Origin of the sequence: Nostoc sp. DedQUE08 (genome assembly GCF_034530895.1) — a bacterium.
In the GTDB taxonomy this organism is placed as follows: Bacteria; Cyanobacteriota; Cyanobacteriia; order Cyanobacteriales; family Nostocaceae; genus Nostoc.
The window spans coordinates 61,345-74,793 of the sequence record NZ_JAVRCD010000043.1 but is presented as its reverse complement, the minus strand read 5'-3'; the positions used below and the strand labels follow the sequence as shown (position 1 = coordinate 74,793).

At 42.7% G+C, this 13,449-nt stretch carries 6 protein-coding genes and 1 pseudogene; 4 read left to right on the top strand and 3 right to left on the bottom strand.

Going from position 1 to position 13,449, the window contains the following annotated elements:
• Positions 1 to 53 precede the first annotated feature (53 nt).
• The 4 genes and pseudogenes from RMY64_RS25060 to RMY64_RS25045 form a co-directional block, all read left to right on the top strand.
• Positions 54 to 1,295: pseudogene (locus RMY64_RS25060) on the top strand (hypothetical protein); the annotation flags it as partial.
• Positions 1,292 to 5,188: a TonB-dependent receptor gene (locus tag RMY64_RS25055; protein WP_322701419.1), complete on the top strand. Its 3,897-nt coding sequence runs from the start codon at positions 1,292 to 1,294 to the stop codon at positions 5,186 to 5,188. The pseudogene RMY64_RS25060 and the gene RMY64_RS25055, both read left to right, overlap by 4 nt.
• A 198-nt stretch (positions 5,189 to 5,386) precedes the next feature.
• Positions 5,387 to 8,254, top strand: coding sequence for a hypothetical protein (locus RMY64_RS25050; RefSeq protein ID WP_322701418.1), 2,868 nt, complete (start codon positions 5,387 to 5,389; stop codon positions 8,252 to 8,254).
• 162 nt (positions 8,255 to 8,416) lie between these two features.
• Positions 8,417 to 9,406 carry a DUF1350 family protein gene (locus RMY64_RS25045; RefSeq protein WP_416212156.1) on the top strand — a complete coding sequence of 330 codons (990 nt, stop codon included), beginning with the start codon at positions 8,417 to 8,419 and terminating at the stop codon, positions 9,404 to 9,406.
• Between the two features lie 120 nt (positions 9,407 to 9,526).
• On the opposite strand, the gene argC is transcribed toward RMY64_RS25045, so the two are convergent.
• The 3 genes from argC to glpK all read right to left on the bottom strand — a co-directional run bounded on the left by argC (position 9,527) and on the right by glpK (position 12,794).
• The gene (gene argC / locus RMY64_RS25040) at positions 9,527 to 10,501 is read right to left on the bottom strand and encodes an N-acetyl-gamma-glutamyl-phosphate reductase (RefSeq protein WP_322672870.1); all 975 of its coding nucleotides are present in this window, start codon (positions 10,499 to 10,501) and stop codon (positions 9,527 to 9,529) included.
• 72 nt (positions 10,502 to 10,573) lie between these two features.
• Entirely contained in the window at positions 10,574 to 11,176 is a 603-nt protein-coding gene (locus tag RMY64_RS25035) for a hypothetical protein (protein ID WP_322672871.1), read from the bottom strand.
• Positions 11,177 to 11,279: 103 nt separating this feature from the next.
• Positions 11,280 to 12,794 carry a glycerol kinase GlpK gene (gene glpK, locus RMY64_RS25030; RefSeq protein WP_322672926.1) on the bottom strand — a complete coding sequence of 505 codons (1,515 nt, stop codon included), beginning with the start codon at positions 12,792 to 12,794 and terminating at the stop codon, positions 11,280 to 11,282.
• Between the last annotated feature and the right edge of the window lie 655 nt (positions 12,795 to 13,449).

The window sequence follows — 13,449 nt, the reverse complement described above, 5'->3', positions numbered from 1 at the left end:
ATGTTAGCGTATGATACCCGCTAACTACTCTCCCACACCTTTTTTCGTTCACCCATACAGGTTTTTCAGTTGGGGTATACGAACCTAACTCTAGCGACCCAACAGGGACAGAATTGGGCAGTTTGGTTGCTTTGACCCGAACAGAGTTACCAGATATTCCTAATAACAACGTTCCTGGTGGGAAATTGCCGAATACTGAGAATAGTAATCCCTACTTCGTTACGAATAACCCTGCGGGTGTCTACAATTTCCTACTCGATCCGAATAAGGGTCAAACCGCTCCAGGTAGAACCTACATTTTTGTAGTTAATCCACCACCAAATTCTATCTATAAACAGCGACGGGTCAAGATTGAAATCCTTGCTAACACTGGCACACAAGGTAATGGTGTTGTGCGATATGTCGCCAGTTCTCTAGATGGTCAACCAATCAGTATTACGGGTGAAACCAGAGTAGAGCAAACAGTTGTTTTAGTTCCCAATGCAGAAACGGTGGGACTGGATTTATTAGCCTTTGAATTCACTACAAATTTGTGTCAAGCCAATCAGTTACAGATTATCAAAACAGGCGATCGCGCTACTGCTGAACCTGGAGATACGGTAATCTACCGCCTGTCAGTAAAAAATCTCGCTGATGCTGGTTTGAGTAATATATTTGTCACCGACAACTTACCTTTAGGATTCCAATTCTTGCCGAAATCTGTGCGGGGAGAGCTGGATGGTCAACCAGTCGCGATCGCTTCAGAACGCAACGGTAACACAGTGACATTCCGCACAGACGTAACAATTTCCCCAGAGAAAGTCTTGAATATTGCCTACGCTGCTCAACTAACAGCTGATGCACTGCGTGGTACTGGTCGTAACACTGCGATCGTTAATGGTCAACGAGCTGATAACCGTTTTAGTACTAAGGATGGCCCAGCAACCCACCAATTGAAAATTCGTCCAGGGATCGTTTCTGACTGTGGCACGATTATCGGTCGGGTGTTTGTTGATAAAAACTTTGATGGCGAACAACAGCGTGGTGAACCTGGAGTAGGCAATGCAGTGATTTTTCTGGAGGACGGAAACCGCATCACTACAGATCCTAATGGTTTGTTCTCCTTAGCTAATGTCTTACCTGGATACCACACAGGTGTACTAGACCTTAGCAGTGTAGCTGGTTACACCCTAGCTCATAACGAAAAATTCCGCGAACGAAATAGCCAATCTCGCTTGGTGCATTTAGAGCCTGGTGGCTTAGTACGCATGAACTTCGCTGTCACCCCCACATTTCAGGAGCCAGTCAAGAAATGAAAACCAGACTGCACTGTATAACTACATTTAACCTGAGATTGATGGGGGCGATGCCAGTAGCTCTCTGCCTTGTTTTGTACCCGACAATTGTCAAAGCAGAAATCACTAGTGAAAACCTTCTTTTCCCTGATTCCCATTTGCAAGCCGATAAAGGTGTTGAAGATCGAGCGGATCGGAATAAAGTTGCTGAAAAAAGTATAGATTCAAATTCTCCCGATCTCTTGGGAAGTTCCGAGCAAGATTCTCCACCTCTTGAATTTGCCTCAACTTATAAAGCATCGGCTCCTGAAATTCCAGATATCCAGCCAAGTGAAACAGAAATATACCCATTTCAACCAGAAACTTCTATTGATTTGTCCAGTGGCTCACGCAAAATAGTAGGAATCAAGAACGACGGAGGTAAAGATACTGAGACACTGTTTCATGCTTCTCCAACGGAAATACAACCATTTCAACCAGCAACTTATGTAGATTTGCCTAGAGACTTACGCAAAATTGCTGGAGTAGAGGACGCGGGGACAAAGGGACAAGAAGTAAATGAAAATCTTCCTGTGTCCCCCACTGTCCCTATCTCTACAGCAATCAAAATCCTGACTCCGACGGCTGACAGTGTTGTAGATGTCCAAGCTAGCACGGTGATTGTGCAGTTTCCTGCTGGTAGTCAAGTAGAATTGCGGGTAAATGGTGCGTTGGTAGACCCTTCTTTAGTAGGACGGACGGAAACTGATGCTACCACCAATTTAGTAACGCAGACATGGTATGGTGTCTCGTTAAAAGAAGGTACAAACACCATTTCTGCACAGGTTGTTGGAGGAACAGAACCCCCTGTAACAGTGCAAGTTGCAGTTCGGGGAGCGCCGCAGCAATTAACTTTAGAAACAGTTGAGTCTCGTATCCCGGCGGATGGGCGTTCTACGGCTACAATCCGGGGTCAACTCACCGATGCAACTGGCAATCGCTCGAATCGTGATGCTGTTGTCACCCTCATACCCTCTGCTGGGGAGTTGATCGGGAAAGACTTTAAACCCGATGAACCGGGATTTCAAGTGGAGGCGAAAGCGGGACAATTTACAGCGACGTTGCGATCGCAGCTAAAAGCCGAAACTGTGACAATTCGCGCGATCGCTAATGATTTAGAAGCTTTCACCCAACTCCAATTTGAAACGTCACTGCGTCCGAGTTTAGTTACTGGAGTCATAGATTTACGATTGGGTGCTAGAGGTACAAATTATTACGGCAGTTTCCGTGATTTCCTCCCTCCTGACAAAAACAACGGAACGCAATTAGATTTCCATTCAGCGATATTTGCCACTGGTGCGATCGGAGAATGGTTATTTACAGGCGCATACAACAGTTCTCGTAACCTCAATGAAGATTGCAACTGCGATAATCGTCTGTTTAGAACTTATCAATTCAGCGAGCAAAACTATCCTGTCTACGGCGATAGCTCGAAAGTTGATGTAGTTGCTCCTTCCATTGACAGTGTATTTTTGCGTTTTGAGCGTTCAGCTCGTACCCCTGGCTCCGATCCTGATTATGCGATGTGGGGTGACTATAACACAGAAGAATTTGCGCGGCGATCGCAGCAATTTACTTCTATTACTCGTCAACTCCACGGTTTTAAAGCTAATTACAACTTAGGAAATCTACAAATTACAGGTTTCTATGGCGACCACTTAGAAGGGTTTCAACGGGATACTATTGCTCCCGATGGTACTAGTGGCTATTACTTCCTCTCTCGCAGACTACTACAAGCCGGTAGTGAAAATGTCTTTATCGAGTTAGAAGAACTCAATCGTCCTGGGACTGTATTAGAACGGAAACAACTTAACCGAGGCCCAGACTACGAAATCGACTACGATCGCGGTACTTTATTATTCCGCGAACCGATTCTTCGTACCGATATCGATCGAACCGGACAAGTGTTGGTACGTCGGATTGTTGTTAGCTATCAATATGACAGCGAAGACTCTGACGGGAGCATCTATGCTGGTCGTTTGCAATATAATCTTTCCCGCAAACTTAATCAGGAAAGTTGGATAGGAGCAACTTACATTCAAGAAAATCACGGGGTGCGCGACTTTCAACTCTACGGCGCAGATGCGCTGATTGCTTTGGGTGACAACGGTAAGTTAATCGCAGAATATGCCCATTCTACGAATGATTCTGATGTTGTGGGAAAAGTTAGAGGTGATGCTTACCGTTTAGAAGCTGAAGGAAAGATTGCTAATGGAATTCAAGGTCGAGCCTATTATCGCTTTGCTGATACGGGTTTTGCCAATAATGCCACTATCAGCTTTGTCCCAGGACAAACCCGTTATGGAGCGCAGGTTACAGCTAAACTCACCTCAACTACCAACGTCAGAGCGCAATACGATCGCGAAGACAATTTTGGGATTGCTCCCCAACCCTTAGACACCTTTGAAGAACTATTTGCACCGCGTTATGAGGCGATACCTGGTAGTAAGGTTAATAATTCCCTGACAACGATTTCTGCTGGGATTCAACAACGTCTGGGTAGCGCCACTATCGATCTCGATTGGATTCACCGTCGTCTGGAAGACCGTATCCCCGACAGTACCCTAAGTAGTAATTCCGATCAACTGCGATCGCGTTTTTCAGTTCCTCTAGCTAAAAACCTGACTTTCCAAGCCCAAAATGAACTCAGCTTATCTTCCCAAAAAAATGCTATTTACCCAGACCGTACCATTTTGGGGTTGAATTGGGCGGTAATTCCTGGTGTCAATGTCAGTTTAGCCCAACAGTATTACAGTAGTGGTCAATATTCGGGTAATTCCATCACGAGCTTGAGTGTCAACGGCGAACACAAACTCGGATCGGATACTACCTTGACTGGTCGTTACTCAATTTTGGGTGGTGCTAACGAAATGACTACTCAAGGAGCAATTGGGATAAATAACCGTTGGACTATTGCTTCGGGATTGCGACTGAACGTTGCTTACGAACACGTATTTGGCAACTTCTTCGGACGCACTTTGGCAGGTCAACAATATGCCCAACCCTACGCCTTTGGTCAAGCTGCATCTGCGATCGGATTTGATGGTGGCGATAGCTACAGTGTCGGGCTGGAATACAGTGATAATCCGCAGTTTCAAGCTAGCGTCCGTTACGAACATCGTTCTTCTTCTGGTGGTAGTAATACAGTAATTACCGCAGGTGCTGCGGGTAAAATTTCTCCGGCTCTCACAGCTTTAGTACGTTATCAACAAGCTGGTTCTTCCAATCAAAAGCTTTCAGGATTGGGAGATACTGCTAACCTCAAGTTGGGTTTAGCCTACCGCGATCCCAATAGCGATAAATTTAATGCTTTATTGCGTTATGAATATCGCCAAAATCCATCAACTATCCCTGAGACTATCCTGTTAGGAAGTGGTACGGGTTCTCAAGACCATACCTTTGCTTTAGAAGCGATTTACGCTCCTAATTGGCAATGGGAATTCTACGGGAAGTATGCTTTGCGTAACAGCACATCTTACATAGCTAACGATTTAGCCGGTACTAGCACAGTAAATCTGGCCCAAGCACGCGCTACCTATCGTTTGGGATATAGCTGGGATTTGGTGGGTGAGGCTCGTGTAATTAGTCAGTCTAGTTACAGTGAGACAGGCTTTGTTCTTGAAACAGGCTACTACCTCACGCCTAACCTGCGCGTTTCGGCTGGTTACGTTTTTGGGAAAGTTAATGACCGAGATTTTTCTGGCACACGTTCTGCGGGAGGTGCGTATTTAGGCTTTACGGTTAAGCTCAACGAATTGTTTGACGGCTTTGGACAACAAAAACCTGTAGCGCGCCAGCCACAGGAATCGGCGATGAAAACTTTGGTCGGTAAACTCAAGGCTGCAATGAGGGGGATGCAAAGGCGTGAAATATAAAAGGGTTATTTGATGTAAAGACGTTGAATGAACCTCTGTTACGAATTTAACCCTTTCTTGTGGGAATACTATTGTCGTAACGATTTTTATCCGCTTTGAATCTAGTGCAAAAACGTTTCGATTTTCATTCTGGTATTTGTATATTTATAAACTCAATATCATTACTTACATATTATGTATTTTTATTGGAACTAAATAATGAAATCTTTATTTAAGAAATTAAGAGCGATCGCCACAGTAAATATTGATGAAAATGATAAATTTTCTCTAACTGTGGACAATCCAGTAAAAAAAAATATGGAAAAGCCATTAACAAGTAGACGCCAAAAACTATGGCTCAGTAGCTTGGGCTTTTTTTTATGTATTTTCGGAACTAGTATCCAACCTAGCTGGGCTGAAGGCAGCAAAGAGTTAGTTTCTGATGGCGGATACAGACCTTACCTGGAATGGTCAGATTTACTACTGGCAGGTATTGTTCGGAAAACCATACTCAAAGTTTATGTTCAGCAAGGAGAAACAGTTAATCTTGGCTCTAGCGTGAATACTAGTTTCTCGAACCCACAAGATATTGTTTACCGCAGTCCCTTTGGTACTCAAAATGGCTCTTGTGATGTTCTGGCTAGTGGTTTTGGTTTTATTGACACCGTTACCAAAGAAACGGCTGGCCCTTTACCTAATGCTAATGGCTATACCCCTTGTACTTTCGTCGCTACAGAAACAGGTATTTACGAAGTTGAGTTTCATTCTCCGAATACAGCTGGTGCAAGCAATCCGCCGCCAACAGCTGCAACAGCGGCATTTCCTACAGGTAATACTCAATTTTCAGGGGTAGCTGCTTGGGATATCACAGTTCGAGATAGTAACGGTGTTGCCAAAAAAGGGCGAGTATTTACTAGCTATATTGCTATGAATATGGGGGCAAATGCCAGTGGTGGTACTCCCGTAGGACTCAACTCTAAGCTTTATATTCAAACCAAAGATGGGTATCGTTACGAAACTGACATGAATGGAGTCGATCCTTTTGGCTTCATCTTTTTTGCTAATAACCGGGGATATATTGACACAACAAATAACAGCACTCTTTATCATTCTGCTGGCGGTGCTAGTAATAATAGTTTGATCTTTCCCGGCAATGTGCAAGTTCAAAATCCAAATGTTTCTGATACTACAACAGACATTACCCACCTAGTTTTCTTCAATCGACCCGACACGGCAACTCTCAATTCTTTGAGTATTCCTATTGCCGCGACGATTCCCACAGTACCGACTTCGTTCAAATTCACTGGGGGTAATGGAGGTAGTGGGAACCAAACTTCTGTGGGTGTGGGAGGCAATTTTAGTTTCAATGCTGCCTCAACTGGTAGCTATCAAATAATTATTGACACCAACAATGATGGCATTTTTGACCCTAGTAGCGATAGAGTAATACAAAATGTGCTGTCTGTCGGATCAAATGTGGTGCTTTGGGATGGGAAGAATGCAAGTGGGGTAAATCTCCAACCTCTACCAGGAAATGCAGCATACAATGCCATAATCACAACACGATCGGGTGAATATCATTTTCCCATGTTGGATGCTGAAAATAATCCACTGGGGTTTAAAATCACAATGGAAAACCCTCCTGCTGCTTTTCCTAACCTTGTAGATCAAAATGGACAGCAGATTGGATCGACTACCGTTTATTACAACGACAACAACTATACTACCGCTAACGGCACGGCGATTAACTTAAATGGTACGGGAGCTACTAATCCGCGTAATGCTGCTAGAGGGATCAATAGTGCGACGGGAGAGCATGAATTTAGTAGTAATTATGGTGACTTTAAGGGAATAGATACTTGGACATATTTCCCAAGTCAAGCAATTCTTACTCCCTTGGTAATTACTACTAACACTCAAGCAAATGTTATAGGAACTAAATCTGTTCGCTTCCTCGCAGACAATGATACTAGTGGAACAGTGACTGTAGGCGATCGCATCGAATATACCATCACTTACTCCAACCTAAATCCAGGTAATAGCAATGCAATTAACTTTGCCATTAACGACTTATTACCCTCACAATTAACCTTTGTGAGTGCAGTGATTACTGCTGCAACTTCAGGGAATAACATTACACTCAATCCCAGTTACAACGGTGCTAGTGTTGTTGCTGTGACAAATTCTGGAATTCTCCGTGTAAATGATACGATTACCATTAAAATTACTGCCACAATTAATAATGCCAATGGCGGTAATCCAATTAGTAACCAAGCAAATGCTACTTTTAACACACCTGATAATCCTACAGGAACTGTTGGTACAGTGTTCACAGATGCAGACTCTGCTGGTGCTACCAATAATCCACCTACTCTTGGTAATTCGTTCTTACAAATTACTGATAATGGTGTAAATATCGGTAATAATCCTGCCAGTACGGCAGATGATGACCCCACTTTATTTACAGTATTAAATACTGTTAGTTCTAATCCTAAATTGCTGTTAATTAAACGTATTACCCGCCTCAATAACCAAGATTTAACTAATATTGTGGATGGTCGCAGTGACGTTGCTACTAATGCCAGTAACTATGTACCAGAACCTTATGCTACTGATGATAGCGATCCTAAATGGCCTGTTGGCTACTTGCGAGGATTAATTAATGCTGGCACTGTCAAACCGGGAGATGAATTGGAATACACTATATATTTCCTTTCCAATGGTCTTGGTAATGCAACTAATGTGAAATTCTGTGACTTAGTTCCGACTAATGTTAATTTTATTCCTACTGCTTTTAATGGTATGACTCCTAGTGATGGTGGCTTACCAGGAGCAGATCGAGGAATTGCCCTAGCTATTGGTTCTACTACACCTACCCTTTATCTCACTAATGTAGGAGATAGCGATCGCGGACATTTTTATACAGTTAATGAAGCAGGTACACCATCATACTGTGGTACTAACACTAATGGGGCAGTAGTGGTCAATATTACAGTCCCAAGTTTTCCCAATCTACCCGCAGCTACTGGATCTGGCACACCAGCGAATTCTTATGGTTTTGTCCGCTTCCGCGCTAAGGTGAAATAGTTTTAACCACGGCTAACTAGTGGAATTAAGGCCATTAGGAGAGTTTTGGCTGTACGGTAACAAAGCGATCGCAGTTTTGTAAAAATATCTTTTGAATAATCCGAAAAGCAATAACTTCAGTTTGGAGATTCAGCATATACCTACAAATAAGTCATGGTAAATATGAATCTAAAACTGAGATTTAAACCAGTTTCTCACAGTTGGGTTGCTCTACATCCAAAGCCTAAAGGGGTAATTCAATTTATTGCTGGGGCTTTCTTTGGTACATTTGGCCCTATGCTTTTTTATCGTTATCTGCTTCAATCTCTATTTGAGCAGGGATATACAATTATTCTTTTGCCATTTAATTTTACTTTTAACCATTATCTAGAAGCTGGTTTTCTCATGAGAGAACAGTATGAAATTCTGCCAGAGCTTGTGAAAATGGCAAGTGTTACAGGATATGATTATGAAGCTTATCTAGATGATAAAAACTTTTCTTGGATTGGACATAGCCTTGGCTGTAAATATATCTCGTTGTTAGAAGGATTTACTGCTCTACCTCCAGAGCCTCAAGATAGAGAACAGTTTCTTCGGAAGCTATTATTTAAAACTTCCGATGAGTCAGAGATAGAAAGTGTAATTGCAGACATTAACATTCTCTTTGATGAACTAATGCGGAAAAGGGATGAAGTTGAAAAATTAATTTTTACTTATGTAGGTCGGAAAATCAAAATTAATAGTGTTTTCATTAAAGGACAGGTTTCTATCCTCTTAGCACCTGCCATTGCTGACACAGGAAGCGCAATTCGTCCTCAATTTTTAGCGGATATCATCGACAATCTTGGTTGGGGTGTGAAACCAACTGTTGAAGAAACTCATTATTTAATTAAGGATAGTGGGCTATTTAATATCATGGGTTTAGTCTGTTTCAAATCAGACAATATTGCTAAATCAACCTGTGAATGGTTTACTAATATTCTGCAAAAGCCACCGCAAGATTTTCGCAACACTGTAACAGGTGGACATTTAAGACCTTTAGGTATTCAGCTAACTAAATATGTCGTTAATCTTTTTGATAAACCGTTAATTGAATCAGTGCAAGAGCGAAACAAAGCATTTGAGCATAATGTAATTCAATTGCTTGAAGAATTGAAAGAAAAATCAAGATAATGGGCATTGGGCATGGGGCACAGAGGAAAAACTTACTGTAACTTCTCCTCTGCTCCCCTGCTCCCCTGCTCCCCTGCTCCCCTGCTCTCCTGCTCCCCACTCCCCACCCTTAACCCTTTTTCATGACAATCCCAACTCTTCTGGAAAACCGAGCATGATGTTTAGGTTTTGGACTGCGGCTCCTGATGCGCCTTTACCCAGATTGTCAAGACGAGCAACTAGCAAGACTTCTTTGGTGGTGTCATTGGCAAATACAAAAACCTGAACAATATTAGTCCCGTTCAGTGCGATTGCATCCAGAAATGTTCCGTCTCTGAGCAGTGTAGAATCTTGGAATGGAGCAACCTGTACGAATTTTTCACTTTGGTAGTAGTCAGCGATCGCTTCATAGATAACTTTACCTGATGGTGGATTATCCAAAGTTGCCAGTGGTAAAGGTATCTGTACTAGCATCCCCTGCTCAAAATCTCCCACAGCTGGTACGAACAGCGGCGGTGATGCTAGCCCTGAATACTCATGCATTTCTTTGACGTGCTTATGCCCAAACTGCAAACCGTAGATTCCATAAGGATAGAGTGATTCTGCTCCGGCTTGCTGCTCGTGGAAGCTATGATACTGTTTAATCAGATTCTTTCCGCCACCAGAGTAACCTGACACTGCATTAACGGTGATGGGAAAGTTACTGTTCAGGAGTCCTTTAGCAATTAACGGACGGATACAAGCTAAAAATCCTGTGGGATAACAGCCCGGATTGCTGACAAACTGCGCGCTGGCGATTTTCTCTCGCTGTCCTGGATTTAGTTCAGGGAAACCATATACCCAGTCTTTAGCTGTGCGATGGGCACTACTAGCATCAAGGATCTTAACCCTATTATTACTGACTAAGCTAACAGCTTCACGAGCCGCATCATCAGGCAGGCAGAGAATGATAACATCAACAGCATTGATTAGTTTGGTTCGCTCATTTGCATCTTTACGTTTAGATGCTTCAATGCTAACTAACTCGATATCATCCCGTTGGTTCAGGCGTGAGTATATTTGTAAGCCTGTGGTTCCTGATTCCCCATCAATGAAAATCTTCGGTTTAGTAGTCATGCGCTTTTTATTATGTGAGAGTGATATTTTGACAAAGTAAGAGTTATTTTAACGAGCGATTTTTGAATGAAATTAACCTGCTTTCACCATCCACACCAAAAAGCTCAGAATTAGTTCGATAGGAGGAAGAGAATAATCCATTAAATCAATTGTGACTGTTTGACCCTCTAGTTTCAGAAATCGCCATTGGGTTCCACTGCTTACAGTACCGTAAACTGCTGTTAAGGGTTGTTCTCTTGCTTGATTGAATCGCTGTGCAGCTACCATTTCTGCAATGCATTGTCCCAATCCAGATTTTAAATCTGATTTTTTCGCTTCAACTATGACAATTGCAGGTGCTTCCACCGTTAATTGTTCAGGTGAACGGCAAAGTAGGAAGTCACATACATCGTTGAGTCCAATACTCGGATCAACGTTAAACTCTTCCCCTGAAAATACGCTAATTGTGGAATTGAAGATGCGTCGCACTTTCAGTAAGATAGGATTAATTATCGCCTCTGAACGAGCTTTTTCTGTATCTACTGCGATCGCCCACGGTAGATCCTCTAAAATACCTTGCAGTCTGAAGCTTGGAGTAATGGGTTCAATCGAGTCTGGGAAAAAGCGGACTCCTTCGACAGTACTCAGATGAAAATCTTGTTTCACTCGGTCAATGTTAAATTGACTGTAGGGCATGATAAATCAATACTCCATCCATTTGCTTGATTGTAATAGTATTTGTTCCTTCGCCTTCCCCGTTTCAGGATATGGATTTCGCTTTAACTCGTTTTTGGATTGGCTATTCCTCCCAAGCTAGAGTACGTTTCACTGCTTTTTGCCAAGTACCAAATTTGGATAAGGGGAAATCACTCTTCGGCTCAAACACACGCTCAATTTGCCGTTGTTCCACTAGTGTTTCATAGCTCTGCCAAAATCCTACAGCTAAACCTGCCGCAAATGCTGCACCCTGAACGGTCGTATCGCGCATTATTGGGCGTTCAACTGGAATACCTAACACATCAGCTTGGAACTGCATCAAAAAATTATTCTCGCAAGCACCACCATCTACGGTTAATCGCCCAACTGGAGTACTACTAGATGCGTTAATCGCTTGCACCACTTCCAGAACTTGATAAGCGATCGCTTCCAACACGGCGCGAACTAGATGCTCTGGTTGTACACTGGCGGTAATGCCGAAAAAAGCTCCCCTGGCGCTCATATCCCAATAAGGTGCGCCCAGTCCACTAAATGCTGGCACAAAATAGACTCCGCCATTATTTTTTACCTGATTGGCCATCGCTTCAGTTTCAGCAGCAGTTTTTATCAACTTCAGGCGATCGCGCAACCATTGAATACAAGCACCACTAGTAAACATACTACCTTCTAGAGCATAGCCGACATCTAAAGTATCGCTGGTATTTGCTTGTGTCCATGCCACTGTCGAAATGAGTTGATGATGCGTTCGCACAATTTGAGCGTCTGTGTGAGCTACTAAAAAGCTACCAGTACCATAAGTGCATTTTACCAAACCGGGGCGATCGCAGCCATGACCAAATAGAGCCGCTTGCTGATCTCCCAAAATGGCCGCGATCGGAATTTCCGCACCCAACAAAGTCGCATCGGTAACTCCAAATACTCCTAAGCTCGGCTGAATCTGGGGCAAAATATGCGCTGGAATTTGAAACAGATCCAGTAAAATCTCATCCCACTCACAGGTTTTGAGATTCATCAACATTGTCCGGCTGGCGTTGCTGTGGTCAGTGGCGTGGACTTTTCCACCTGTGAGATTCCACAACACCCAGCTATCAATAGTGCCTGCTAAGACATTGTTTATATCGATACCAGTAACATTATCTAATAGCCATCTGAGCTTAGTAGCTGAAAAGTAAGCATCAATGATTAATCCGGTGCGATCGTAAATTTCATCAGCGTAGCCTTGCTCTTGTAACTGGTGGCAAAGGGGAGCAGTGCGGCGATCTTGCCAGACGATCGCTTTATGGAGTGGTTTACCAGTAGTTTTGTCCCAAATTAAACAGGTTTCGCGCTGTACAGTTAGTCCCAAGGCTGCGATCGCTGATGGTACAATCTGGGCATTTGCAATTGCGGTTTGCATTACCCAACAGGTATCTTCCCAGATTTGTTGAGGGTCATGTTCTAACCATCCTGGCTGAGGATAATACTGAGTTAATTCTTTATATGCCTGCCCAACAAGCTTGCCGTCTGCGTCAAATACAAAGGCGCGGTTGCCTGTCGTACCTAAATCTAGTGCTAAGATATAGCCCGATGATAGAGTTTTTTTGCCAAGTGTGTGCATAACCGCTTTTAATGTTGCGTAGGCGTAGCCCAACCTAGACATCGCGATTTTAGCAATACGCCTTCAATCACATATACATTATTTTGGGTACATTTTGAATTTCCTGTTTGGATAGCGTTACGTCTCTGTAAGTTTAAAAAGCTACAGGTTTATGCAAATTTGTACTTAGCACAATGGGTATTGATGTCCGTCTCAAATCCCAGACCTTCACAACATTACAAGACGCTGTGCATTTGAATTATGTCTAAGTAAGTATATTGGCACAGTAAATAATTATCAAAATGCTGCTTTCAAAGGAATATTACACACAAATTCATAGAAGTTTTAGAATTAAATTTATGTGGCAATATACAAAGTGTCACCTTATTCAAGTCTGATTATGATACTCATGTTTTATATTTTGCATATAAAAATTAATCATAGTAACTCAATCCGGTTCACCAAGATGTGAAAAATCATCATAAAAATACAAATCGCCATCTTCACAAAAGACTAATTATTAGACCTCTTACAAAAATCCTTTAATCACCTCTCCTCTTATGAAGGAGAGGGGGCAAGATTTTAAGTTTCCCCCTAATATATCGGGGGATTAAGGGAGGTCTATTCGACTTATGCAAGAGGTCTATTGTAGCGACGGCGATTAATCGCGTCTCTT